The organism is Agrococcus sp. ProA11, assembly GCF_039880525.1.
GTDB classification, from domain to species: Bacteria; Actinomycetota; Actinomycetes; order Actinomycetales; family Microbacteriaceae; genus Agrococcus; species Agrococcus chionoecetis.
The window spans coordinates 1,436,794-1,460,041 of sequence record NZ_CP156989.1 but is presented as its reverse complement, the minus strand read 5'-3'; the positions used below and the strand labels follow the sequence as shown (position 1 = coordinate 1,460,041).

Sequence of the window (23,248 nt, the reverse complement as noted above, 5' to 3'; positions counted from 1 at the left end):
AGCCCCGGCCCTTGCGCGGGGCGGGGGAGGGAAGGGGTGAGGGGGGCGAGGGGGCGAGGGCGGGGGCTACGGGGTGCGGCGGCGGAGCACAGCTGCGAGGTCGGCGAGCCAGCGCTGCGGCGACGGCACGAAGTCGCGGTTCGTCGCGCGCACGACGTGCAGCCCGATGCGCTCGAAGTCGCGGTACTTCTGGATGTCGCGATCCCACTGTGCCTTCTCCCGGTGCCCGTCGCCCTCGTACTCCTCGACCACGCGAGCCGCCCGATGCAGCAGATCGGCGCGGCCGAGGCGACGCCCGGTCTCGGGATCGAAGACCTCGACCTGCACCTCGGGTTCGGGCATCCCGGCATCCGTGATGAGCAGTCGCATGTCGGTCTCACGCGGCGACTCCACGCGCGGCCGGATGCGCGGCACGGCCTCGCGCAGCGCCGCCGCACCCGGCCTGCCTGCCCATCGCTCGGTGATGTCCTGCAGCGCGTCGAAGCTCGCGATCGGCCCGGGCAGCCGTCGGCCGGGGTAGTTGTCGGCGGCCGCGACGATGGCGTCGCCGATCCGGACGAGCTCGTGCACCGTGCACCGCGTGGCCATGCACGCGAGCGCCAGTGCCGGCGACGCCACGCGAACGCCAGCCACGTCGCAGGTTTCGAACACCGCCTCGGCGACCCGCTGCGCCTGCACGCCCGAGCGCTGCGGGTGGCCGCGGCCCTTCACCGACACGATCTCGACGCCGGCGTGCCGCGCCAGTCGCCAGGGGACAGGCAGACCGAGGAGCGCGAGCGCCGAGACCCCGCCGACGCACTGCCAGGGCCGCAGCAGCGGAGCGAACGCGATCGCCCGATCGCTCAGCGTGTCCGGCGGCTCGAGCGTGCGCACGCCGCGGAACGGCGCCACGAACGCACGGCCGCGCAGCCTGCCCGGGCTGAGCCCGTGCTCGAGCCCCGCGCGGAAGCTGAACCCCGTGCCCGGCAGTGCCGCCGGCAGATCGTCGACCACGGCCGCACCCTGGCACGGCCGCCGCGCGCCCGCCGCCACTCTCCACAGCGCTCGCACGCCGCCGCGCATCCGAGGCCACGCGTGTCGAGTTGTTGCTGTTTCAGCGCTGAGGAAGTGCAACAACCTGACACGCGTCGCTGCCTGCGGGCGCGAGAGCCGCGCCGCGTCAGGCGCGGGGCGGCTCGTCGCCGAGCTCGAGCAGGCGGCGGAAGAGCGCGAGCACCTCGCCGGGCAGCAGCGGCTCGGCCACCGTGACGTCGCACTTCGTCTCGACCGTCACGCGCCACAGCGGTGCATCCGGCAGCGTCTGCTCCTCGAGCTGCTCGAGCACCCCGGAGGCGACGAGCGTGTCGAGCTGCTCCCGATCGTCGCCGGGGATCACCTGCAGCTCGAGCACGGCGGCCTGCGTCTGCCCGAGCATGCCACCGGTGCGCGCCAACCTGACGGCGTCGTCCGCCGGTGCGGTCGTTCCCGGCTTCTCCTCCGTCACCCCCACTGCGCTCCAAGCCGCCCGCACGGCGCGCGTCTCCGGCGCGTCGTCGCCGAAGCGGGCGACGGATGCTGCCTCGGTCGCGGCCGCGAACGCAGTGAAGTCCGCATTTGCCGAGAGGCCGCTGGTGAGCGCATCCATCCAGATCTGCCCCGCCGCCTCCCAGGCCCTGCCGCCGATGGCGGTGGCGACGAGGTGGAAGGCTTTGTTGGGGATGCCCGAGTTGATGTGCACGCCGCCGAGGTCGTCGCCGGTGACGACGAAGTCGCGCATGTGCGCCGGCTGCGGGTCCTTGCCGAGCGCAGCGTCGTCGTACGCGGTGCCGGGCGCAGCCATGGAGCGCAGCGCCTTCCCGGTGACGCGGTCGGTGAAGACGCCGGAGCCGATGAGCCAGTCGGCCTCATTGGCGGTCTGACCGAGCGCGTGCTGCTTCACGAGCGATCCGAGCACGTCGGCAATCGACTCGTTGACCGCACCGGACTGATCGCGGTAGACGAGGTCGGCGGTCGACGCGATGATTCCGTGGCCCAGCTCGTGGCCGATCACGTCGACGGCAGCGGTGAAGCCCGCGAAGATCTTGCCGTCTCCGTCGCCGAAGACCATGCGGCTGCCGTCCCAGAATGCGTTCGCGTACTGCTCGCCGTAGTGCACCGTGGCGCGCAGCGGCATCCCGCCGCCGTCGAGCGAGTCGCGCCCGAACGCCTCCATGAGCATCGACCAACTGGCGCCGAGGCCGTCGAAGGCCTGGTCCGCCGCGGCATCGCCCGTCACGTCGGCGCCCTCGGCTCGCACGAGCTCGCCCGGCAGGGTCGTGGTGCCCCTGGCGTCGCTCACGATGCGGTGCGGGGCCGGGCGCTCGCCCGGGATGCGCGCGGGTGCGTCGGGCATCAGTCGCGCATGCGGTGCGGCATGCAGGTGGCGCTCGCCGCGGATGCCGCGATCGAGCCCGAGCGTGCGCTCGGCGATGATCGACGCGGAAGGTATCGAGGCGGCCGCGAGCCGTTCGAGCAGATACGGCGGCACGATGCCGCGACGGACGGGCACCGCCGAGGCGCGGCCATGGAGCGCTGCGGCGACGCGCGGCGCGACGATGCTCGACCAGAGCCGGTAGCCGGCGGCGGAGGGGTGGAAGCCGTCGGCCGCATGCTGCTCGGGCTCGACGATCGCCGGCGTCGGCAGGTGGATGACACGGGGGTCGGCCGCGGCGAGGCGCTGCTGCACATCGTCGAGGGTGCGCGCATGCCCGCCGATCAGTGAGCGGATGGGCTGCGGCAGCCAGATGAACGTGTCGATCTGCGGCGTGCCGGTCACCCCGATGACGCCGCCGGGCGCGAGGTGCGCGCCGAGTCCGTCCAGCAGCGCGCAAACGGTCCGCTCGAACGCCGACCGGCCGACGAGCTGCAGGGCGTCATTGGCCCCGACCAGCAGCAGGATCGCATCCCACTCGCCCTCGACCTTCGGCAGCTGGTCGCGCAGCACCTGCGCGGCGCTCGAGCCCTCGAGGCCGACGATGCGCCACTCGACGCCGCGTCGCTCGCTCACGGCAAGACGGTTCGCGGTCTGCAGCACCAGGCCATCCTCGAGCCGTGCAGCGCCCACGCCGGTGGCGGTCGAGTCGCCGATGGCCAGCAGGCGCAACGGCGCGCCGCTGCCGTCGGGGGCGTCTATCGTGCCGTGCCTCGCGCCAGTCGGCTCCGGCAGCCACACGAGGCCCTGCTGCACCTGCTTCGCCTGTCGCATCAGCACCGGGGCGAGCGCGATGGCGGCCGGCTTCGCCAAGCGGTGGATCGAGCGCTCGATCGCCTTCGAGGCTTCGGCGCCGCGCGCGCCGATCCGTGCTGCGAGATCCATCCCGCTCCCTCCGCCCGGTGCCTGCCACCGCGGCGCGGCCGATGCTACTCGGCGCCACTGACCGTGCGGCATCAGCGCCCGAGGCGCATCCGCACGCTCAGCTCGTCGCCGATGCCGACGCCCTCCGCGCGCTGCACCGCGACCTTGATGGGCAGCAGATAGCCGCCGTCGCGCGGGAACAGCGACGTGGTGAAGTCGGTGCCGCCGATCGTCGCCGTCACCGGGATCACGCCCCAGCCGTAGGTGAGCTCCGAGGCGCTGTCGTGGATGATCTCGGCCTCGTCGTCGGGCACCGGGAGGAAGACGAACGGCGCGGGACCGCGCCACTCGATCGCGACCGCAGTGAACTCGAGCTCCACGCCGGCGAGCGTACTCCGGAGCGCCGGGTAGCCTGGAACCCATGTCGAAGAACGCGTTCGGGAGCATCGCTGCCGTAGTCGGAGCCTTCCTGCTCATCATCGCCGTCGCCCTGCTCGTGGTGCGTCCATGGGAGAGCTCGCAGCCGCAGGCGGACGCGGGCGGCACGCTCGTCGAGGAGAGCACGCACGTGCTCGACGACGCCGGCGAGGGCGCGCCGGTGCTGGTCGAGTTCTTCGACTACCAGTGCCCGACCTGCGGGCAGTTCCACCCGATCGTCGAAGACCTGCGGGATCGCTACGACGGCTCGGTGACGTTCGCCATGCGCTACTTCCCGCTCGAGATGCACGCGAACGCCGTGCCGGCTGCCGCCGCCGCCGAGGCCGCTGCGCAGCAGGGCGAGTTCGAGGCGATGCACAACCGCATCTTCGAGACTCAGGCCGAGTGGTCGGAGAGCGACGACGCGGCCGCCATCTTCCGCGGTTTCGCCGAGCAGCTGGGGCTCGACCTGGCCGCGTACGACGCGGCGGTCGAGTCGGAGGCCACGGCCGACCGCATCGCGCTCGACTACAGCGCGGGTGTGGCAGCCGGGGTCCAGGGGACGCCGACGTTCTTCATCGACGGTCGCCGCATCGAGCTGCAGAGCTTCGACGACCTCGAGCAGGCCATCCAGCAGGCGCTGGAGGAGTAGCAGCTCGATCCGCGCAGTCGCTGGCGGCTCGACGGTGGCAGGATGACCGCGTGCGGAGCCATCGGAGGCGGTGCGCGGCGCTGCTGGTCGCGGCGACGCTCCTGACGGGCGGCTGCGCGGCGGCGCCATCCGACTCGCCCGGTGCGAGTGCGACACCGGAGGCGGTCGTCGAGATCCTGCAGCTGCGCGGCGACGTCGCAACCGGCCACATCGAGCTGCGGGTGACGAATCACGCCGAGGCTCCCCTCACCATCCTGCGCGCGACCTACGCCTCCACTCGCTGGTCGGCGCCCATGACGACCGAGAACCCCGCGACCATCCCGCCAGGGCTGCGACGGAACCTGCGGCTGCAGCTGCCGGAGGCGACCTGCGACGCCGGCCCGCTCGAGCACCGCGCCGAGCTGGAGCTCGCCGACGGCACGGTGCTCGAGCTGCTCCCGGGGGATCCGGAGCAGCAGCTCGAGGCGCTCGACGACCGCGCCTGCGACCTGCAAAGGTTCGCGTCGACGGTCGCGCAGATCAGCTGGCTCGAGCCCAGCATCCCGGCCGACGGGGCCGGGCCGGCGATCGTCCGGCTCCGCATCGATCCGATCGGCATCGATCCGACCGGCGTCGCGGCGACAGCGCAAGCGAGCGGCAGCCTCGACGCGATCGACGCGACGGTGCTGCTGACGCCCGTCGACGCCGCCGGCATGCGCGTCGAGCAGCTGCCCGTCGGGCTGCAGATCCGGCCGGGCGACGCACCGACCGATGTGGCGATCCCGCTCGAGCCGGGCCGATGCGACCTGCACGCGATCGCGGAGGACAAGCAGGGCACGCTGTTCCGCCTGCGCGCCAGCATCGACGGCGAGCCGATCGATCTGGTGCTGCCCTCGCCCGATGCGCAGCGCGATGCGCTGCTCGACTGGGTGGTCGATCGCTGCGCAGCCCGGCCGTAGGGCGCGGCTGTTGAGAGCGCGCCGCGGCCGACGGGTGGCCCGATCGGGCCATGCCGCTGGTGCAGGATGACCCGCACGGTCGATGCGGGCGCCTGCGGCGCGGCGGAGTCTGGATGCACGCCCCTGCACCGGGGGCGCATCGCACAGGGAGGCAATCATGCCGTTCATCCAGGTCAAGGTCATCGAGAACGTCTTCACGCCCGAGCAGAAGGGCGAGATCGTCCGCACGCTCACCGACGCCATGGTGCGGATCGAGGGCGAGAACATGCGCCCCGTCACGTGGTGCGTCGTCGAGGAGGTCGCGAGCGGCTCGTGGGGCATCGCCGGCAACCCGCTGACGACCGCCGACGTGCGCGCGCTGGCCTCCGGCGTCGCCGTCTAGGCATCGCGCATCCGCTGGGTCACCCGGTCGTCGGCCGGGCGGCTCGGCGCACGCGCGCATTCGCGAGCACCCGCGGGGGCTTGTGCGCGCGGCCCGATGCGCGCACGCTCGGGGCATGAACGGCCGACCGAGCGCGCAGGATGACGCCGAGCTGGCGCTGCGCTCCGGCCACTGGGCGGCCGCGCGCGACGGGTTCCGCGCTCGACTCGCGACGCGAGCAGTGGGCACCGACTACGAGGGCCTGGCGCAGGCGATGTGGTGGCTCGACGACGGCACCGCGTGCCTGGAGGCCCGCGAGTCGGCCTATCGCGCGCACCGCGACGCCGGCGACCGCGTAGGGGCCGCGAGAGCCGCCGCGGCGCTGGGCTACGACTCGCTGCTGTTCGGCGAGGGAGCATCCGTCGCGCGCGGCTGGCTCGGCCAGGCCGCCCAGCTGCTGGACGGCGAGCCGGAGGCGCCGGAGCACGGCTGGCTCGCTTTGCGTGAGGCAGAGGTCGCGCTCGCGACCTCCAGCGATCCCGAGATCGCGCGCCAGGCGGCCGCGCGTGCCGCCGCCGTCGGGCGCAGGGTCGGCGATGCCGATCTGGCCCACGCGGGCGACGCGCTCGGCGGCCTCGCGCAGATCATGACCGGCAGTCCCGCTTCGGCCGTGCAGCAGCTCGATGTGGCGGCCGCTGCGGCGACGGCCGGCGATGTGCACGATCTGATGTGGATGGGCAAGATCGTCTGCTGGCTGATCATCGCGTGCCAGGAGACGGCGGATCTCACCCGCGCGCAGGAGTGGTGCCGTCGCGTCGAGATCATCTGCCGCAGGCAGCACCTGGATCCGCTGTTCACGGTGTGCCGCATCCAGCACTCCTCGATCCTCATCGCTCGAGGCACCTGGAGCGAGGCAGAGGCCGACCTGACCGCGGTGCTCGAGCGCACGATCGACTCGCGCCGGCACGCGCGCGTCGACGCCGTCATCCAGCTCGGCGAGTTGCGCCGCCGGCAGGGCAGGATCGAAGAGGCAGAGGCGCTGCTGGTCCAGGCAGAGTTCGATCCGCTCGCGATCGTCGCCAGGGCGCACATCCTCGTGACGCAGGGCAGGCCGGATGATGCGTGGGGAGCCATGCGCGCCGTGCTGCAGCGCACACCCCCGTCGCACCATCGCGCGCGCGCTCGACTCCTGCTGCCGGCCGTGCGCGCCGCGCTGGCCGCGGGCGACCGTGCCGCGGCAGCGACGGCCGCCGCCGAGCTGCGGGCCATGGCGGCGGACGGTGCCAGCACGGCGCTGCTCGGCGCGGCGGCGGCGGCGACGGCGTTGCTCGCGGAGCCCGGGCAGTCGCCGCAGCACTGGCTCGAGGCGGTGCGGCGCTACCACGATGCGCAGCTGCCGTTCGAGGAGGCCGGGTGCAGGTTGGAGCTGGCGCGAGCCCACGAGCAGGCAGGAGACGACGCGAGTGCGGCGGAGCATGCAGCCATCGCGGCCGCGACGCTGCGGGCACTCGGGGCGGCCGCTGCGCTCTCGGACGCGGAGCGGCTGCGCGACCGGGCGTCCGGCGGGGCGACCGGCGTCGCACACGACCTCACCGATCGGGAGCTGGAGGTGCTGCGCCTGCTTGCTGCTGGGCAGACGAACCAGCAGATCGCCGGGGCGCTGGTCGTGAGCCCGCACACCGTGCACCGGCACGTCGCCAACATCCTGACCAAGCTCGACCAGCCGAGCCGGGCGGGTGCCGCGACCTTCGCCGCGGTCAACGGCCTGCTCTGAACTGCCGAAGGCAGCGAGCCGACTCAGCGCGGCGTTCGCCGCACCGTGAGCGTCTGCGCGGCACGGCCGACGTGGCCGTGCTCATCGTGCAGCGCGCTACTGGTGATGCCCTGCCCCGTGGGGCCGAAGACGACGGCGGTGTCGAAGCCCACCCACTCGCCGACGGGCTGTCGGTGCAGGTGGATGGTGAGGTCGAGGTTGGGGTAGACCCAGTCGCGGGGATGCTCGCGCACCGCGACGCCGTTGGCGGCATCCACCAGTCCGATCCAGCGGGCGAGCGGCGAGACCCGCTCGCCGTCCACGAGCGGATGCGGCGTGCGCTGCCAGGCTCGGTTGCGCCCCGGCTCCCGCTCACCGCACACGCGGTACTCGATGGCGTTGACGTAGCCGCCGCCCCAATCGACCCCGAAGTCGGCGATCGGCGACTCGTCGACGGGTCGGATCGGCTCGTCGGCGCCCCCGGCAACCGCCTCGGTCTCGCCGGCGACGCTGTGCCACGCGCGCGCGACGGCGACGTCGCGGCCGGCGATGGATGCGGTGGCCTCGGTGAGCTCGATGGTGCGGCCCGCGCGTCGAGTCTCGACCCGCACCGCCGTCTCGTCCAGCGCGAGGAAGCCGAGGATGTCGAAGGCGATGCGGGCCAGCAGCAGGGGAGCGCCGCCGACCCGCTGTCGGTGCTGCTCGATCGCGTGCGTGAGCAGGCCGCTCAGCGGCCCGAAGTGCATCTCGCCCGGCTGCCACGCGCCGCTCGCGTGCTCGGTCGGGCGGTAGCGGCCGTCCCCGAGCGCGACGAAGAACGGGGCAGGCACGGCGCTGTCGGCAGTCATGCTCCCGATCCTGCCATCCGCGCCGAGTCCCGCCCGACCCGCCCGCCGTCACGGGTCGGCGAGATCGGCTACGCACCCTCCGGCGGATGCAGCAGCAGGTCACCGAGATCGTCGAGGTAGCGCTCGAGCGGCACGGGCGCATCCGTGCCCCAGTGCACCCACGCCTGCCCGTCGCGGACCCGGAGCGGGCCCGTGCTGCCGACCAGCCGCTCGTCGAGCTCGATGGGCGTGATGCCATGATTGATCGTCTCGCCCATGGGGAAGCCCCCGGCGATCGCGGCGGCTCGGTAGGCGCGACGGATCTCGACGGATGCGGTGTGATGCTGGGGCCGGCCGGGCTCGGCGACGCGGGTGGAGATGCCCGTCGCCCAGACCGAGCCGTCGGCCTGCAGGAGCAGCGCGCCCAGCCGCCACGCGCGGCCGATCGGACGCATCGTCGGCCGCCGCGGGATCATCCCCAGCAGCGCCTTAGGCTCCTCGTAGCGGGCCAGGGCCTCGTCGCGCGCGTCCGCGGCCGCGAGGCGCTCGGCGGTCGCACGCAGCACCGCGCGAGCGCGCTCGACCGCCGCGAGCGCCGCATCGTCGGGCGCTGGACCGTGCACGCGGCTCCTCCGTGACTAGAGCTCGACCACGCCGCTGTCGCCCAGGTCGGGTCGAGCGTCGCTCACGAGCCCCCTCACCAGCTGCACGGCGGTCGCGACCGCGCCGGGGGAGTCCCAGTACTCGGCGCTCGTCGCGGTGATCTCGAGCAGGCCGTTGCCGGAGTCGTCGGGCGAACCCTCCATGAAGACCTCGGCGGAGGCGTCCCACAGCTCGCGCAACCGCTCGGGGTCGTCGACGTAGCGTGCGGTGCCCGCGAGCGAGACCCAGCCGCCCTTGCCGGCGTAGTGCACGTTGACGCGCGGATCCTGCGCGAGGGCGCGCACCTTGTCGGTGGAGCGCTGGGTGATGAACCAGACGGTGCCGGGCTCGTCGAAGTTCTGCGTGCCCATCGGGGTGGAGACGAGGTCGCCCGCGAGCGAGATGTAGGAGAGCGATGCGATCCGGGTGGAGCGCATGATCTCGGAGACGGTGGTGGTCGCGTCGGTGTCGGTCATGCGGCTCACCGTGGCACGGCGACCTGTGTGCGATCCGGGAGCGAGGGCTGCCCGCGCGCGTGCGCTCGCGCGTCGCCGGCACCGGCGTCAGCGCGGCGTGGGGATCGTCTCGACCGCTCGCACCGCGCCGTCGGCGACGTCGACCAGCATCACCGTGCCCACCGGCTGCCGCCGACGATCGGTGGGGGAGCCGGGGTTCAGGAGCCGCAGCCCGGATGCGGTGGTGGTGTCCCAGGGGATGTGGGAGTGGCCGAAGACGAGCACGTCGGCCGGCGCGTCGCTGGTCGGGCCGAAGCGGGCATCGCAGCGGCGCTCGCGACCGGTCGCCGCTCCCGTCTCGTGGATGACGGCGAAGCGCACGCCCGCGATCTCCGCGCGCGCCACCTCGCCCAGCCGATCCCAGAGCGCGGTTCCGTCGTTGTTGCCGGCGACGCCGATCAGTCGCCGCGCGCGCAGCTCGAGCTCGTCCAGCAGCGCGACGTCGACCCAGTCGCCCGCGTGGATGACGACATCCGCCTCGTCCACCAGCCGCCACACCTGCTCCTGCAGCGCCTTCGCGCGCACTGGCAGGTGGGTGTCGCTCAACAGCAGCACGCGTGTCGTCATCACGCCAGTCTGCCGCGTGGTCGAGCGCCGCACAGTTGGGCGAGGCAGGATGTCGGTATGACCGATCAGCACAGCACCGACCACTGGAGCGCGAGCGCGATGTGGTGGCACGTCTATCCGCTCGGATTCACCGGCGCCCCGATCCGCGACTGGCAGGAGCCGGATGTGGTGCACCGGCTGCCGCGCATCGAGGCGTGGCTCGACCACGTGGTGGAGCTCGGGCTGAACGGCATCGCGCTCGGCCCGGTCTTCGCCAGCAGCACGCATGGCTACGACACCATCGACCACCTCCGCATCGATCCCCGGCTCGGCGACGACCAGGACTTCGATCGGCTGGTCGCCGCGGCGCACGAGCGCGGGATCCGGGTGCTGCTCGACGGCGTCTTCAATCACGTGGGGCGGGAGCACCCGGCGTTCCAGGCCGCGCAGGCCGACCCGGAGGCGGCGCCCGAGGCGGCGCTGTTCCGGCTCGGCGACGGCGGGGAGGCGGAGGTGTTCGAGGGGCACGGCGCGCTCGTCGAGCTCGATCACGATTCGGCAGCGGTGCAGGATCTCGTGGTCGATGTGATGCGCCACTGGCTCGACCGCGGCGCCGACGGGTGGCGACTGGATGCGGCCTATGCCGTGCCGGCCGCGTTCTGGGCGGCGGTGCTGCCGCGCGTGCGGGAGCAGCACCCCGACGCGTGGTTCCTGGGCGAGGTGATCCACGGCGATTACCCGGCCTTCGTGGAGGAGTCCACGATCGACGCCGTCACGCAGTATGAGCTGTGGCAGGGGCTCTGGCACGGGATCGCCGACGGCAACCTCTTCGAGCTCGAGCACGCGATCGGTCGAGGCAACGAGCTGCTGCGCTCGTTCGTGCCCTACACGTTCCTCGGCAATCACGACGTGACTCGCATCGCGTCGGCGATCGGATCGGACTTCGTGCCGCACGCGCTCGCCGTGCTCTGCACGGTCGCGGGCACCCCGGCGATCTACGCGGGCGACGAGTACGGCTGGGAGGCGGTGAAGGAGGAGCGCGAGGGCGGCGACGACGCCGTGCGTCCCGAGTTCTCGGAGGCGCCGCCCGCGCATGACGCGCTGGAGGCAGCCGCGCAGCACATGCTCGACGTGCACCGCGAGCTGCTCGCGCTGCGGCGGCGCAACCCGTGGGTCACGACCGCGCACACCGACGCCGTGCACGTCGCGAACGGATCCATCGTGCTGCGCACCGCGACGGGGGAGCGGGGGCTGATCACGGCGCTCAACCTCGAGGACGGGCCGGTGACGGTGCCGTCAGCGGATGCACAGGGCGTCGTGGCCGGGGAATGCGAGCTCGGCGACGGCGAGCTCACGCTGCCGCCGCGCGGCTGGGCCGTGCTCGAGGTCGATCTGCAGCGAGACGACGCGGCATGAGGGCCGAGCCGGTCCCGACCGGCTATGACCCGCGCTTCCTCGGCGAGTGCGTGGCCGCGCCCGCGCCGGTCGACGACGCCGACGCGCCGGTGCTGGACTCGGTGCACTTCACCGTCACCATGCACGTGCGCCGCCGACTGGCCTGGTCGGTGGCGTGGAATGTCGACGGTCTGCGGTTCTTCCCCGGCATCCCCCGCGCCCGGCAGTTCTCGCCAGACCTGCGATTGCCGCTCGAGCAGCAGACGGTGAACGACGTCTACGTCGACAACGACCTCGACCGTGGGCATCTCGCGCGCCGCTCCGACCTGCTGTGGGGCACGCTCGCCGAGGCCGAGCAGGCGAACCAGGACTCGTTCCGCTTCACGAACATCTCGCCGCAGATGGCGGGCTTCAACCAATCGAGCCGCGGGGGCGTGTGGGGCGAGCTCGAGCACGGGGTGCTCGATCTCGAGTCGCTCGTCGATCGACGCATCAGCGTCTTCGCCGGCCCGGTGCTGGCCGAGACTGACCCCTGGTACCGCGATCTGGTGCAGGTGCCGCGCGACCATTGGAAGATCGTCGTCTATCGGGCGGGGGAGTCGCTGCGCTCGAAGGCGTTCCTGCTCACGCAGGACCTGGACGGGCTGCGCAGCGCCTACCTCGACGAGTTCGAGACCTTCGAGCTGCGCCTTGACGAGCTGGCCGAGCGCACCGGCCTCGACCTGAGCGGCATCCCGCAGGCCGAGACCGACGCGACGACGCCGCGGCAGACGCGGCCGCTGCCGATCAGGACGCTGGCTGACATCCGCTGGTGACCGGGCAGGCTGGCGTGCGAGCTGCAGCGGTGGCCGATCAGCCGGTGACCTCGAGCACACCGTTCATGGTGCTCGCGTGCGGGTCGCACACGTACTCGTAGCTGCCCTCCGCGAGCGTGATCTCCACGGTCGTCTCGTCGGTGCCCTGCACGTCGGTCGCGACATCGACGCCGTCGCCCATCAGGTGGAAGTTGTGCAGCTGCGAGCGGTCGACGAACGTCAGCGAGTAGTCGCCTGCGGGCACCGAGGTGACCATCTGGCCGTCCTCGTCGACGATGCTCATCGTGTACGCCTCCGGGTCGTCCTCGCTGCCGACCACGGCCATCAGCGTGGTGGGAGCGCCATCGGCGGGCATCTCCGCAGCGTCGGTCTCGCTGGCGGCTCCCGTCTCGGAGGACTCGGCGGGGGCGCTGTCGGCGGCCGGGGCGGCATCATCGGCGGTGCCGCCGGAGCAGCCGGCGAGCAGGAAGGCGGCGACGAGTGCTGCCGTGGCGAGGGCGGGGCGAGTGTGGTTCATGTGCCGACCGTAGGGCCCGCTCCTATCAGCGCCCGGTGAGGAAGCCGGGCACGGCAGGGCACACTGGCCGGATGGCACACCGCGACCTCGACCTGACCCTCTTCGGCGCGACCGGATTCGTGGGCCGCCTGGTCGCGGCGCACCTCGCTTACGCCGCGCCCGCTGGCCTGCGCGTGGCGCTCGCCGGGCGCTCGCGCGAGCGCCTCGAGGCGGTGCGCGCCGGGCTCGGACCGGTCGCCGCGGGATGGCCGCTCGTCGTGGCGGACTCCGACGATCACGGCAGCCTGCGCGCTCTGGTGGAGCGCTCGCGCGTGGTCGTGACGACCGTGGGCCCGTACCAGCGCCATGGACTCCCGCTCGCAGCCGCGTGCGCCGAGGCGGGCACCGACTACGCCGACCTCACCGGCGAAGTGCTCTTCGTGCGCGAGCTCATCGAGCGCTGTCACGACACGGCGCGTGCGAGCGGCGCCAGGATCGTCGTCTCCTGCGGCTTCGACTCGGTGCCGTCGGATCTCGCGGTGCAGCTGCTGCACCGGCAGGCACTGGCCGATAGAGCGGGAGCCCTCGGCGACACGACCATGCGGGTGCGGCGTCTGCAGGGTGGCGTCAGCGGCGGCACGCTGGACTCGCTGCGGCTGCAGCAGCATCGAGTCGCACAGGACCCGGCGCTTGGCCGCATCCTCGCGGATCCGGCAGCGCTCAGCGGCGGAGCGCCGATCGCGGCGGGCCAGCGGGATGTGCGGCGGCCGTTCCTCGATGCGGAGACGGGGGAGTGGAACGCGCCCTTCGTCATGGCGGGGTACAACACGCGAGTGGTTCGGCGCTCCGACGCCCTGGCTGGGGGTGCGTACGGCGATGAATTCCGGTACCGCGAGGTGCTGCCGACCGGCCGAGGCGTAGGCGGACGAATTCGCGCCGCGGCGATCGCGGCGGCGATGGCGGTCGCGGCAGCCATGGCGACGCCCTGGCTCGGGGGCATCATCGACCGCGTGCTGCCGGCGCCAGGCGAGGGGCCCTCGGAGCAGCGCCGCAGCGCGGGCTCGTTCCGCCTGGAGACGACGACGCGCACATCGAGCGGACGGGCCTATCGAGCCACCGTTGCGGCGCAGGGCGATCCCGGCTACGCCGCCACCGCGGTGATGCTCGGCGAGGCAGGGCTCTCGCTCGCCGTCGACGGCGACCGGTGCAGTGCGGAGGGCGGCGTGCTGACGCCCGCGGTCGCGATGGGCGATGTGCTGGTGGATCGGCTGCGTGCTCAGGGGTTCACGCTCGAAACCGCGCCCGCGGGGCGGTCAGACCGCTGACGTCTCCCCGGCGACAAGCGCTTCGCTCCGCTCCCACAGCTCGTCGACGAGCCAGTCGGCATGCACGAGCGGATTCGTGTCGCCGAGCGTCGCGGGGGAGCGCTCGGTGTAGAAGCGACCCGGCTGCCACGTCGTGCCGGGTGTGCCGTCGGCGAAGAACGTGAGGTTCGTGCCGCCCTGCTCGGGGCTGATGAGCAGCAGGCGCGCGAGCGGTGTGCGGTAGACCAGGCGCAGGATGCTCGTGCTGCCGACGGCGAAGCTCGTGCGAACGTTGCCGGGATCGAACGCGACCGCGCTGATGCCGGCGTCGCCGTAGCGCTCCTGCAGGCCGCGCGCGTGCAGGATGTTCGCGAGCTTCGCGTTGCCGTAGGCGCGGTTGGGGCCGTAGGAGCGCTCGCCCTGCAGGTCGTCGATGTCGAAGCGCGCGAGGCGTCGCGCAGCGGAGCTCGCGGTGTTCACGACGATGCCCTCGCCGGCCTGCAGCTGCGGCAGCAGCAGCTGGGTGAGCAGGAACGGCGCGAGGTGGTTGACCTGCAGCGTCGCCTCATTGCCGTCGACGGTGATGGTGCGGTGGCCGAGGAGGGCGCCGGCGTTGTTGGCGAGCACGTCGATGCGGTCGGTCGCGTCGGCGACCTCGCGGGCGAGCCGGCGCACGTCGTCGAGCCGCGCGTAGTCGGCGATGAAGTGCTGCGCGCCGATGTCGCGCGCGACAGCGGCGGTCTTCTCGGGGGAGCGGCCGACGAGCAGCAGGCGATGACCCAGCTCGGTGAGCTGACGTGCGGAGGCCGCTCCGATGCCATCGGAGGCGCCGGTGAGCAGGATGGTGCGGGGCATGGTGACTCCAGGTCGATGCGGTGCCCGGTTGGGCGACGCGGCTCACTGTATGCCGTGCGGCGGTGTGCGACCTTGCAGCCGGCGGAGGCGTTGCCGCGCCCACGCGTGCGCGGGCCGACCGTCACCGGACGCGAGCGCTCGTGCGGCGATCGAGAGCACGACCCGCGTGGCGGTCACGACGGGCAGCACGGAGCGGCGCACGCCGAGCAGGCGACGGTACGGGCGGGGGAGCGTCGCGACCGCGGCCTCGAAGAGCAGCCGGTACCCGATGCCTGCGGCGCCGCCCATCGGCGGCCGCCGCAGGAAGGCGACCACCTCGTGCACGCGCTCGCCGCCGCGCAGCTCGCCGCGCTCCAGGTAGCCGTGGATGCGGCGGCGGAGCTCCCGGGCAGTGGTGGGCGGGTCGGTGACCCGCATGAGCCGCGCCGCTGCGGCCCACTCGGCCACGTAAGCATCGGGTCCGCCTGGGATGCGACCACCTCCGCGACGCGGGCCCCAGGTCTGCTGGCTGGTGAGGAAGGCATCCGTGAACGCCAGGTGCACCCAGTCGGCGAGCCCGGGATCCGCCGCGCTGTAGGTGCGCTGGTCGCCGCGGCCATCCAGGTAGTCGCCTTCGACGCGGGCGTGGAGGCGCGCCACCCGCGCGGTCTCGCGCTGGGCCTGCTCGGTCGAGCCGTAGGTGACGCAGACGACCCAGCGGACCGTGCCCGCGAGGCGCCCGAGCGGGTCACGCCGGTAGCTCGACCAGTCGTGCACGCCCGCCATCGCCCCGGGGTGGAGCGCCTGCAGCAGCAGCGCTCGGATGCCGGCGACGAGCGTCGCCATGCTCGCGTGCGCGGTCCATGCCGCACCGTCCTCGACGAAGTATCCCGTGTCATCGCCATCGGCGAGCTCGCGCACCCACGCGGGCGTGCCCTCGGGATCGCCCGAGAGCGCGACGAGCAGCCGCGTGCGGAGCGCGCCCAGCCGGCTCACGCCAGGGGAGTACTGGGGGTCACTCCGCGCGGCCGGTCACGACGAGCGCGAAGCCACCGAGCAGTGCGAGGAACGACGCGGTGACCCCGATGGCCGAGACGACGATGAGGATCATGAAGGGGTCGTTCAGAGGAACGCTCGTGGCGTGCGCTGCGTTGGCGATGGCGTGCATGGTGTGCCTTCCTGAGTTGCGACGGCGGCGGTGCGTCCACCGCGCCATGGTGCAAGCCTGCCAGCGATCGCTGAGGGGTGCCTGCTCAAGCAGCAGGCGTGGCGCGCGTGCTGAGCAGCGGAAGAGTGGGCCCCTCAATGCGACTGGATATCGGGGATATCAACCCAGGTCGTGAACCTGAGCACAGAGTCGCCTCGAGCAGCACGCACCGGTCGTCATGCGCTACCGCCGCGGCCTTATGGCCACGAAGGGCTCACAGGTAGCGGCATACGTCCTTGGACTGGCATTCGGAGGGGTTGGCTTGTGCGGCGTCGTCTCGGAGGTGGGCGACGTTGGTGCGGAGCGCTTGTAGGTCGGCGATCTGCTGGTCGAGGGCAGTGAGGCGGATGTCGAGGAGCTCCTTGACGTGGTGGCACGGGGCGGTCCCGGCATCTCGAATATCGAGCACCTCGCGGACCTGAGCGAGTGTGAGTCCGGCGGCGCGCCCGCGCCGGATGAAATCCAGCCTGGCGATGGCCTCTTGGTCGTAGTCGCGGTATCCGCTGACGGTCCGTTCGGGGGGCGGCAGCAGTCCGCTGTCCTCGTAGAACCGCAGGGTCTTGGTGGTCGTGCCGGTGGCCTCGGCGAGTTCACCGATTCGCATGGCGGTCTCCGCTCTCGGTACTTGACCTTCTACTGCACTGGAAGGTCCATGGTGGGTGATGGATGGGCGAATACCAAACCGGAGGAGATTGAGATGAGCGCGGAGTACGACGTTGACCTGGCCGTAATCGGGTCGGGAGGAGCCGCGATGGCAGCAGGTATCGCGGCCCGCAAGGCGGGCGCCGAGGTCGTACTGATCGAGCGCGGCGCTCTGGGCGGGACCTGTGTCAACGTCGGCTGTATTCCGTCCAAGACCCTGCTGGCCGCTGCCGGGACACGGCACAGTGCGCTAACCAACCCATTCGACGGCGTTCCCACCTCCGCGGGCGGCGTGGACCTGGACGCCCTGGTGGCGCAGAAAGCCGAGTTGATCGACCGACTCAAGCAGCACAAGTACATCGAGGTCGCTGACGCGTGGGGGTTCCCGTTGATCGCAGGTGAGGCTCGCTTCGCCGACAAGGACACGGTGGAGGTCGACGGGAAGCGGCTGCGGGCACGGTCCTACGTGATCGCGACCGGTTCGCAGCCCACGGTGCGCGGTATCGACGGGATCGAGGACGTGGAGTATTTGACGTCGACGACTGCGATGGAACTGACCGAGGTGCCCGAGTCGCTGGTGATCATCGGTGGCGGCTATGTCGGGATGGAGCAGGCCCAGCTGTTCGCGCACCTCGGCGCTCGCGTGACTGTGATCGGGCGCCTGGCGCCGCGCGCAGAGCCGGAGTTGCGCGAGGTCATGGCCGGTGTGTTCGACGATGACGGTATCGCCGTGATCGCCGAACACGCGACCGGCGTCGAGACCGCCGAGGAAGGCGGCGTCAGAGTGATCACCGCGTCCGGGAACCAGGTGACTGCGGAGCGACTGTTGGTGGCGACCGGCAGGCACTCCGACACCATCGCGTTGGATCTCGCGGCAGCGGGCGTCGACACCGACGCCCGGGGCTTCGTCGTGATCGACGAACACCAGGCCACGTCCAACCCGCGGGTCTATGCAGCGGGCGACGTTGCGGGCACTCCGCAGTATGTGTACGTCGCCGCCGCCTCTGGACGGGTCGCCGCCGTCAACGCACTCGCCGACGGTGGGACAAAGCGTGAGACGGTGGACTACACCGGCCTGCCGGCGGTGATGTTCACCCGCCCACAGTTGGCCTCGGCAGGGCTCACTGAGAAAGAAGCGCTTGAGCAAGGCCACCCGTGTGCCTGCCGCACTTTGGCGTTGGAGGACGTGCCGAGAGCACTGGTGAACCGCGACACTCGCGGCGCGCTGAAACTGGTCGCCGACGCCAACACCGGCAAGGTCCTAGGCGTCCACGCGGTCGCCGACGGAGCGGGCGAGATCATGCTCGCCGCCACTTACGCGATCAAGGCCGAGATGACCGTCGACGACCTCGCCGACACCTGGGCTCCCTACTTGACTATGGCCGAGAGCCTGCGGATCGCCGCCGGGCTGTTCCGCAACGAACTACCCACCTCCTGCTGTGCCTGACCCGACCCGGGCCGCACCGGCCGGGCCGCAGGACGCCGGGTTGGTGCATTTTCTGCATCACCTATGAGCGGTGGGCGCTAGTTAAGAGTTCACCACGCACGGAAAACGCCCGGTCAGGAACGGTTTTTGATGAGACTTGCTTGCTGACTTGGGCCTCAGGGAGAGCGGGACCGGAGCTTCAGTACCAATACGACTGGATATCGGGGATCTGAACGTAGGTCACGTCCCGCTGAGTGGTGGAGTTTCTCGACACCGTGCGGCCAGTTGTCCTGATTATGCAGCAGCGAGTTCGGGGATGGTCATCTCCTCGTGGATCAGTTCGAGCAGGCGCATGGAGTTCTCGCTGAAGTAGCGGCGGTCGGCGCTGTCCCATTCGTCGTGCTGCTCGATCAACACGTGCCCAGCGAGCCGCAGGAGAGCGGCGGGGTTGGGGAAGGTGCCGACCACCTTGGTGCGGCGTTTGATCTCCTTGTTCAGCCGCTCGAGCGGGTTCGTGGACCAGATCTGCTGCCAGTGCTGGGAGGGGAACGCGGCGAATGCGAGCAGTTCGTCTCGCGCTTCGTCGAGCATCTCTGCCGCTGCCGGGTGGGAGTGCTCCATCCCCGATTTGACTGGGTATCGGGGATATCAGGCTCTTCGCCGTTGAGCGTGGGTCATTCGGATAGTCCGCCGACGATGAGCCGCATGCGGAGCCGGTAGTTGTCGCGGTTCCGGAAGCCGCGGGCTCACCAACCGGCGATTGGTTATCCGGGGATTTTCACTGAGGTCTGGAGCGCTGACGCTCGAGGTCGCAGCCGGCCTCGGCTTGAAGAGTGCTGCGCCTGCGTGCGACAGCCGCGCCGCATCGATCACATCGCTCGTGAGTGATATCATCGCTGCATGACGATGTTAAGCAAGCGGCGCGAGCTGGACGTCGAGGCGACCGAGGCGTTCGCGCATCTGTTTCAAGCGCTCGCGGACCCGTCACGGTTGAGCGTGCTCCAGCACCTGTCCTTGGGCGAGCATCGCGTGCGAGACTTGGTTGATCACCTCGGCCTCGCACAATCGACGGTGAGCAAGCATATTGCGTTCCTGGCGGCGTGCCGATTGGTCAGGGCGAGAGTCGACGGGCGCTCGACTTGGTACGCGCTCGCGCACTCGAGGCCCCTGGGGGACCTAGTCGCCGCCGCTGAGCGGCTGCTTGAGGCGGCCGGCTCGCAGCATGCGCTTTGCGCCCACCTCACCGCTCGAGCCGATGACCTGGGCATGACTGGAGAGGATGGCGCCGATGGGAGCCGGGCATAGCCATGGCGCGACCGCCGGCGACGGTCAGGTAGCAGCCGACTTCCGCATCCGGCTTGGAATCGCTTTCGGGCTGACGGCGACGATCGTCGTCGCTCAGTTGATCGGTTCGGTCGTGACGGGCAGCCTCGCGCTGCTCACCGATACGGCGCATGCGATCACCGATGCCTCGGGGTTGCTCATCGCACTGATCGCCGCGACGCTGATGCGGCGGCCGTCGACATCGAAACGGACGTGGGGGTTCCGTCGCATCGAGGTGATTGCCGCGCTCGGGCAAGCGACCCTGCTGCTCGCCGTCGGCGTGTACGCGGCGGTCGAGGGCATACGCCGGCTCTTCCAGCCACCAGAAATCCCAGGCTCGGAACTGTTGGTGTTCGGGGTGATCGGGCTCGTCGTGAACATCGCCGCGATCCTGGTGCTGTCATCCGCCCGTGGCTCCAACTTCAACATGCGGGCCGCGTTCCTCGAGGTGCTGAACGATGCGCTCGGCTCGCTGGGCGTCATTGTCGCCGCGATCGTGATCTCGACGACGGGTTTCCAACAGGCCGACGCGATTGCGGGCCTGTTCATCGCTGCACTCATCGCGCCCAGGGCGCTCATGCTCATGAAGGAGACCGCTGGCGTGCTCATGGAGTTCACGCCGAAGGGGCTCGACCTCGACGACGTGCGTCGCCACATCCTGGAGCTCGAGCACGTCGAGGGTGTCCACGATCTGCACGCCTCCACCGTCGCGACTGGTCTGCCAACGATCAGCGCCCACGTGGTGGTCGACGACGGCTGCTTCACCGATGGGCACGCGGCCAACGTCCTCGAAGACATCCAGCAGTGCGTCGCAGAGCACTTCCCCGTTGCAGTGCATCACTCCACCTTCCAGGTCGAGACCGCCCGGATCAGCGAGCAGGAGTCTGATGCCGTCCGCCACCCGTGACCGGGCGTCGCAGAGCAGCTCGCGGCGCAGCTCGCTCGCTCTGGCGGCACCGGCGACATGAGCGCGGAGCTGTTCGCCAACCCGGGCTCCGCCGACACCTGGCTGCACCGGCTGGACATGATGGATCGCGCCGCCGGCACCGCCGACACGCTCTACGAGCAGGCGCAGCAGGACGCCAACACCGCGCAGGCGCTGCAGGATCAGGCTGTGGTCGCCCGCGACGCGCTCCATGAGCTCAAGGTCGCCGCCGACGAGTCGTATGCGGCCGCCCAAGAGGCGGCGGCGGCCGCACAGGCTGCGGTCGCCGCGCAGCAGGAGCACAAGGTCGAGCTGGAGGCGCAACTGACAGTGCTGGTCGAGAACCGGGCCGCGACTGAAGATGACTACCAGGCCGGTCAGCGACACCGCGCGTGGCTCGCCGAGCAAGAGCGGCAGCGCCGTATTCGTGAGGCGGCTGAGCGTGAGGCGGCGCGCCAGCGGGCGATCGCCGAGCAGCAGCAACGTGCGGAGGAAGCCGCACAGAACGGTGGCGGCAGCGGTGGCGGCGGCTCCGTCCCAGTGGCCGAGCCAAGCAGCAGTGGATGGGTCAGCCCGCACTACGGCCGCTTCACCTCCGCCTACGGCTGGCGCAACGACCCGCTCGGCAATCTGGGAAGCAAGCTGCACGCCGGCATCGACATCGCCGCCGGCTGCGGCACCCCGATCTACGCTGTCGCCGACGGCACCGTGACGCTGCGCTCTCGCGACACCTACGGCGCGAACATGCTCTACATCGATCACGGTGGCGGTGTGCAGAGCGAGTACTTCCACATGGCCCGACCAGCGCACGTCTACCCAGGCCAGCGGGTGAGCGCTGGCCAGGTCGTGGCCTATGAAGGCTCCACTGGATACTCCACCGGCTGTCACCTCCACTTCCAGCTCCGCGTCGGCGGCACACTCGCCAACCCGGAGTCGTTCCTCAACGCGCGCGGAGTGCGCCTGCGCTGAACACGGTGGCCACGGAGCGGCATCCGCTCGTGGCGTGCGCGAGCTGCTCTGCAACGCCGCGAGCCAGCGTTCAGATCCTGCGGCGGTCAGTGGAGGTATCGCGAAAGTGTGATCCGGCGGCGCAGCTGCTCCGAAACGGTTCTGGTCGACTGATCCGGCCGCGTCATGGCCTAGCCGCCTTCAGCGATGCGCCCAGCTGAGTCCACGCGTCCTTCCGAACTCCAGCGCCGTCGCTGAATCCTTGGGGGTAGCAGGAGCGCAGCCGCGGTCGAGAACGCCGCGAGGCTGTTTACCGCGATCTCGATGGCGCCACCGAGGGCAATGCCCGGTGTCACGGTGTCGCTGAGCGGTAGCGTTTCGAGCATGACGCCAGGCTCGTAGGCCGTAAGTCGATCGATGGTGCTTCCGTCGGGGAGGATGACGGCGCTGGTGCCGACGGTCGACGAGAGAACGAGTGCGCGGCCTGACTCCATGGCTCGGAGCCGAGCGATGGCGAGTTGCTGGAGGCTTTGCGGGCTGCCCTTACCGAAGTCGGCATTGTTCGATGGTGAGAAGAGGATCGTGGCGCCTGCCTCGAGGATCGATTCCCGTAGTAGCCCGTCGTCGACGATGTCGAAGCAGATGAAGAGTCCGGCGGCCGTGCCCGCGACATCGAACGCGTTGACGCTTGTCGGGTCGATGCTGTAATCGCGGGGAATGAAGTCCAGAAAACCCAGCCAGTCGAGCACCGGAGCAAGGATCGGCCGAGCCGGCAGGTACTCGGCGAAGGGAACTGGCCGACGCTTGCGGTACTCCGCACGCACCCCGTCGTCCCACAGCAGCAATGAGTTGTACGTCGCCTCCGATGTCGTCTGGATGGCGCCCAGGACTATGGGCGCGTCAACCATCTCTTGCACGCGATCGATCGTCGCCGCCGCATCGGCGTCGCGTTGAGGGTCAGTCTCGCCGGCGTTCTCGGGCCAGACGAGGACATCCATCTCTTCGCCCGCGAGCCGCTCCGAGGCTTCGGCGTGCTGCGCGAGGATCTGACCTGGGACGTACGGGGCGAGCAAGCCGGCCTCCGAGGCTCCTTGCACCGCCCCGACGCGCAGCTCGCCGAGCGGCGCAAGGGGCACGCTCGGAACGAGCAATGCAATCACAGCCGCCGCTACCGGCCAGGTCGATGCCCGCAGCAGCGTTACGTTCCGGTGTGCCAACGCGACAGCAGAGGCAGCGCCTATCGCGGCGATCAGAAAGGTGAGCCCGGGCATGCCGACCCAGGCGATCGGCTCGGCCAGCGGGCCGCCGGCTTGGGTATGGGCGAGCCTGCCCCACGGGAAGCCACCCCATGGGAACGCCGAAGAGAGCGACTCTCGCGCACTCCAGACAGCGGCGAGCGCCGTGCTCGTAGCGGGCGCCGCCACGGTCCGGGGCAGCCGACTCATCAGACGCCAGGTCCACGCCGCGGCGATGCCGCCCAGTCCGTACCACGATGCCATCAGTGCCGTGAGGCCGACGAGAGGAACGGGACCGAGATAGACCGCAATCCAAGAGATCTGTACTGCGTACAACGCCGCACCGCCAGCACTCCCGACTGCGGCGGCCAAGAGCGGCGAGCGGCCGCGCAGTGCAAGCAGGCAGAGCGCGACCCCGACAATCGCGAGAGGCCATGCATCCCAGGGCGCAGCGGCCGCGGCCAGGCAGAGACCGCCGAGCACGCTGGCGGCCATGGCGATCATGAGCGAGGACACCGAGCGGAGGCTCGAGGAGGCCACGGCGCCAACGGTGGCACCCGCGGTTATCCGCTGCGGCGGCCCGCCGGTATCAAGCATCGATGACAGCCGCATTCTTCCGTCCGGCACCCGCGGCCCGCGCGGGACGGCGTACGCGTCGCGTACGCCGTTCAAGATGGCGCCGGCCTCATCGGGAACCACCCAGCGGGGGCTGCCGTGGCGTTCCCGCGACCGCA

At 71.1% G+C, this 23,248-nt stretch carries 24 protein-coding genes and 1 pseudogene; 11 read left to right on the top strand and 14 right to left on the bottom strand.

All coding sequences use genetic code 11. The features are described from left to right. Nucleotides 1-66 precede the first annotated feature (66 nt). The 3 genes from ABG090_RS07040 to ABG090_RS07030 all read right to left on the bottom strand — a co-directional run bounded on the left by ABG090_RS07040 (nt 67) and on the right by ABG090_RS07030 (nt 3,693). Entirely contained in the window at nt 67-993 is a 927-nt protein-coding gene (locus ABG090_RS07040) for a hypothetical protein (protein ID WP_347753702.1), read from the bottom strand. Between the two features lie 166 nt (nt 994-1,159). After that, a complete protein-coding gene (locus ABG090_RS07035; protein WP_347753701.1) occupies nt 1,160-3,334 on the bottom strand; it encodes a protealysin inhibitor emfourin in 2,175 nt (724 codons plus the stop codon). A gap of 71 nt (nt 3,335-3,405) precedes the next feature. Continuing rightward, nucleotides 3,406-3,693, bottom strand: coding sequence for a DUF1905 domain-containing protein (locus ABG090_RS07030; RefSeq protein ID WP_347753700.1), 288 nt, complete (start codon nt 3,691-3,693; stop codon nt 3,406-3,408). A gap of 41 nt (nt 3,694-3,734) precedes the next feature. Here ABG090_RS07030 and ABG090_RS07025 point away from each other — a divergent pair, with 41 nt between their 5' ends. From ABG090_RS07025 to ABG090_RS07010, 4 genes are all read left to right on the top strand, one after another. Then, nucleotides 3,735-4,382 (top strand): thioredoxin domain-containing protein, encoded by a 648-nt coding sequence (locus tag ABG090_RS07025; RefSeq protein ID WP_347753699.1) that lies wholly within the window; start codon nt 3,735-3,737, stop codon nt 4,380-4,382. 50 nt (nt 4,383-4,432) lie between these two features. Next, nucleotides 4,433-5,320, top strand: coding sequence for a hypothetical protein (locus ABG090_RS07020; protein ID WP_347753698.1), 888 nt, complete (start codon nt 4,433-4,435; stop codon nt 5,318-5,320). A 157-nt stretch (nt 5,321-5,477) separates the two neighbouring features. Then, on the top strand, nt 5,478-5,702 hold the full coding sequence (locus ABG090_RS07015; protein ID WP_347753697.1) for a tautomerase family protein: 225 nt from the start codon (nt 5,478-5,480) through the stop codon (nt 5,700-5,702). A gap of 115 nt (nt 5,703-5,817) precedes the next feature. Next, the gene (locus ABG090_RS07010) at nt 5,818-7,455 is read left to right on the top strand and encodes a helix-turn-helix transcriptional regulator (protein ID WP_347753695.1); all 1,638 of its coding nucleotides are present in this window, start codon (nt 5,818-5,820) and stop codon (nt 7,453-7,455) included. A gap of 23 nt (nt 7,456-7,478) precedes the next feature. Here the strand turns inward: ABG090_RS07010 and ABG090_RS07005 are convergent, their stop codons facing one another. From ABG090_RS07005 to ABG090_RS06990, 4 genes are all read right to left on the bottom strand, one after another. Continuing rightward, entirely contained in the window at nt 7,479-8,282 is an 804-nt protein-coding gene (locus tag ABG090_RS07005; protein ID WP_347753693.1) for a thioesterase family protein, read from the bottom strand. A 68-nt stretch (nt 8,283-8,350) separates the two neighbouring features. Then, the gene (locus ABG090_RS07000; RefSeq protein WP_347753692.1) at nt 8,351-8,884 is read right to left on the bottom strand and encodes a hypothetical protein; all 534 of its coding nucleotides are present in this window, start codon (nt 8,882-8,884) and stop codon (nt 8,351-8,353) included. Nucleotides 8,885-8,899: 15 nt separating this feature from the next. After that, entirely contained in the window at nt 8,900-9,379 is a 480-nt protein-coding gene (locus ABG090_RS06995; RefSeq protein ID WP_347753690.1) for a pyridoxamine 5'-phosphate oxidase family protein, read from the bottom strand. 87 nt (nt 9,380-9,466) lie between these two features. Beyond that, nucleotides 9,467-9,985, bottom strand: coding sequence for a metallophosphoesterase (locus ABG090_RS06990; protein ID WP_347753689.1), 519 nt, complete (start codon nt 9,983-9,985; stop codon nt 9,467-9,469). A gap of 57 nt (nt 9,986-10,042) precedes the next feature. Between ABG090_RS06990 and ABG090_RS06985 the strand changes: the two genes are divergently transcribed. Further along, on the top strand, nt 10,043-11,380 hold the full coding sequence (locus ABG090_RS06985; RefSeq protein ID WP_347753688.1) for an alpha-amylase family glycosyl hydrolase: 1,338 nt from the start codon (nt 10,043-10,045) through the stop codon (nt 11,378-11,380). Then, nucleotides 11,377-12,174, top strand: coding sequence for a DNA/RNA non-specific endonuclease (locus tag ABG090_RS06980; RefSeq protein WP_347753687.1), 798 nt, complete (start codon nt 11,377-11,379; stop codon nt 12,172-12,174). The genes ABG090_RS06985 and ABG090_RS06980 overlap by 4 nt, the downstream gene beginning before the upstream one ends. Nucleotides 12,175-12,211: 37 nt before the next feature. Here ABG090_RS06980 and ABG090_RS06975 read toward each other — a convergent pair whose 3' ends face one another. After that, nucleotides 12,212-12,691 carry a plastocyanin/azurin family copper-binding protein gene (locus tag ABG090_RS06975; RefSeq protein WP_347753686.1) on the bottom strand — a complete coding sequence of 160 codons (480 nt, stop codon included), beginning with the start codon at nt 12,689-12,691 and terminating at the stop codon, nt 12,212-12,214. A gap of 71 nt (nt 12,692-12,762) precedes the next feature. On the opposite strand from ABG090_RS06975, the gene ABG090_RS06970 reads away from it, so the two are divergent. Beyond that, nucleotides 12,763-13,995, top strand: coding sequence for a saccharopine dehydrogenase NADP-binding domain-containing protein (locus ABG090_RS06970; RefSeq protein WP_347753685.1), 1,233 nt, complete (start codon nt 12,763-12,765; stop codon nt 13,993-13,995). Here ABG090_RS06970 and ABG090_RS06965 read toward each other — a convergent pair. From ABG090_RS06965 to ABG090_RS06950, 4 genes are all read right to left on the bottom strand, one after another. Beyond that, nucleotides 13,984-14,829, bottom strand: coding sequence for an SDR family NAD(P)-dependent oxidoreductase (locus ABG090_RS06965; RefSeq protein WP_347753684.1), 846 nt, complete (start codon nt 14,827-14,829; stop codon nt 13,984-13,986). The genes ABG090_RS06970 and ABG090_RS06965 overlap by 12 nt on opposite strands. A 42-nt stretch (nt 14,830-14,871) precedes the next feature. Further along, complete coding sequence (locus ABG090_RS06960) at nt 14,872-15,804, bottom strand: oxygenase MpaB family protein (RefSeq protein ID WP_347753683.1); 933 nt, start codon at nt 15,802-15,804, stop codon at nt 14,872-14,874. 19 nt (nt 15,805-15,823) lie between these two features. After that, a complete protein-coding gene (locus ABG090_RS06955) occupies nt 15,824-15,976 on the bottom strand; it encodes a hypothetical protein (RefSeq protein ID WP_347753682.1) in 153 nt (50 codons plus the stop codon). 253 nt (nt 15,977-16,229) lie between these two features. Continuing rightward, nucleotides 16,230-16,619 (bottom strand): heavy metal-responsive transcriptional regulator, encoded by a 390-nt coding sequence (locus ABG090_RS06950; RefSeq protein WP_347753681.1) that lies wholly within the window; start codon nt 16,617-16,619, stop codon nt 16,230-16,232. Between the two features lie 93 nt (nt 16,620-16,712). Here ABG090_RS06950 and merA point away from each other — a divergent pair, with 93 nt between their 5' ends. Continuing rightward, nucleotides 16,713-18,104: a mercury(II) reductase gene (merA, locus tag ABG090_RS06945; protein WP_347753680.1), complete on the top strand. Its 1,392-nt coding sequence runs from the start codon at nt 16,713-16,715 to the stop codon at nt 18,102-18,104. 273 nt (nt 18,105-18,377) lie between these two features. On the opposite strand, the pseudogene ABG090_RS06940 reads toward merA, so the two are convergent. Beyond that, nucleotides 18,378-18,680: pseudogene (locus ABG090_RS06940) on the bottom strand (transposase); the annotation flags it as partial. Nucleotides 18,681-18,983: 303 nt separating this feature from the next. On the opposite strand from ABG090_RS06940, the gene ABG090_RS06935 reads away from it, so the two are divergent. Genes ABG090_RS06935 through ABG090_RS06925 form a run of 3 tightly spaced genes read left to right on the top strand, consistent with a single transcriptional unit; the run spans nt 18,984 to nt 21,300 of the window. After that, entirely contained in the window at nt 18,984-19,388 is a 405-nt protein-coding gene (locus tag ABG090_RS06935; RefSeq protein ID WP_347753679.1) for a metalloregulator ArsR/SmtB family transcription factor, read from the top strand. Further along, nucleotides 19,372-20,313 carry a cation diffusion facilitator family transporter gene (locus tag ABG090_RS06930; RefSeq protein WP_347757543.1) on the top strand — a complete coding sequence of 314 codons (942 nt, stop codon included), beginning with the start codon at nt 19,372-19,374 and terminating at the stop codon, nt 20,311-20,313. Before ABG090_RS06935 ends, ABG090_RS06930 begins: the two co-directional genes overlap by 17 nt. Before the next feature lie 57 nt (nt 20,314-20,370). Beyond that, nucleotides 20,371-21,300 carry a M23 family metallopeptidase gene (locus tag ABG090_RS06925; protein ID WP_347753678.1) on the top strand — a complete coding sequence of 310 codons (930 nt, stop codon included), beginning with the start codon at nt 20,371-20,373 and terminating at the stop codon, nt 21,298-21,300. 170 nt (nt 21,301-21,470) lie between these two features. Here the strand turns inward: ABG090_RS06925 and lnt are convergent, their stop codons facing one another. Next, nucleotides 21,471-23,213 carry an apolipoprotein N-acyltransferase gene (gene lnt / locus ABG090_RS06920; RefSeq protein ID WP_347753676.1) on the bottom strand — a complete coding sequence of 581 codons (1,743 nt, stop codon included), beginning with the start codon at nt 23,211-23,213 and terminating at the stop codon, nt 21,471-21,473. Nucleotides 23,214-23,248: the final 35 nt, after the last annotated feature.

Bases quoted from the DNA above. Each gene is read 5' to 3' on its own strand.
- ABG090_RS07035 (WP_347753701.1), bottom strand. From the start codon at position 3,334: ATGGATCTCGCAGCACGGATCGGCGCGCGCGGCGCCGAAGCCTCGAAG.
- ABG090_RS07025 (WP_347753699.1), top strand. From the start codon at position 3,735: ATGTCGAAGAACGCGTTCGGGAGCATCGCTGCCGTAGTCGGAGCCTTC.
- ABG090_RS07015 (WP_347753697.1), top strand. From the start codon at position 5,478: ATGCCGTTCATCCAGGTCAAGGTCATCGAGAACGTCTTCACGCCCGAG.
- ABG090_RS07010 (WP_347753695.1), top strand. From the start codon at position 5,818: ATGAACGGCCGACCGAGCGCGCAGGATGACGCCGAGCTGGCGCTGCGC.
- ABG090_RS07005 (WP_347753693.1), bottom strand. From the start codon at position 8,282: ATGACTGCCGACAGCGCCGTGCCTGCCCCGTTCTTCGTCGCGCTCGGG.
- ABG090_RS06995 (WP_347753690.1), bottom strand. From the start codon at position 9,379: ATGACCGACACCGACGCGACCACCACCGTCTCCGAGATCATGCGCTCC.
- ABG090_RS06990 (WP_347753689.1), bottom strand. From the start codon at position 9,985: ATGACGACACGCGTGCTGCTGTTGAGCGACACCCACCTGCCAGTGCGC.
- ABG090_RS06985 (WP_347753688.1), top strand. From the start codon at position 10,043: ATGACCGATCAGCACAGCACCGACCACTGGAGCGCGAGCGCGATGTGG.
- ABG090_RS06980 (WP_347753687.1), top strand. From the start codon at position 11,377: ATGAGGGCCGAGCCGGTCCCGACCGGCTATGACCCGCGCTTCCTCGGC.
- ABG090_RS06975 (WP_347753686.1), bottom strand. From the start codon at position 12,691: ATGAACCACACTCGCCCCGCCCTCGCCACGGCAGCACTCGTCGCCGCC.
- ABG090_RS06970 (WP_347753685.1), top strand. From the start codon at position 12,763: ATGGCACACCGCGACCTCGACCTGACCCTCTTCGGCGCGACCGGATTC.
- ABG090_RS06965 (WP_347753684.1), bottom strand. From the start codon at position 14,829: ATGCCCCGCACCATCCTGCTCACCGGCGCCTCCGATGGCATCGGAGCG.
- ABG090_RS06955 (WP_347753682.1), bottom strand. From the start codon at position 15,976: ATGCACGCCATCGCCAACGCAGCGCACGCCACGAGCGTTCCTCTGAAC.
- ABG090_RS06950 (WP_347753681.1), bottom strand. From the start codon at position 16,619: ATGCGAATCGGTGAACTCGCCGAGGCCACCGGCACGACCACCAAGACC.
- merA (WP_347753680.1), top strand. From the start codon at position 16,713: ATGAGCGCGGAGTACGACGTTGACCTGGCCGTAATCGGGTCGGGAGGA.
- ABG090_RS06935 (WP_347753679.1), top strand. From the start codon at position 18,984: ATGACGATGTTAAGCAAGCGGCGCGAGCTGGACGTCGAGGCGACCGAG.
- ABG090_RS06930 (WP_347757543.1), top strand. From the start codon at position 19,372: ATGGGAGCCGGGCATAGCCATGGCGCGACCGCCGGCGACGGTCAGGTA.
- ABG090_RS06925 (WP_347753678.1), top strand. From the start codon at position 20,371: ATGAGCGCGGAGCTGTTCGCCAACCCGGGCTCCGCCGACACCTGGCTG.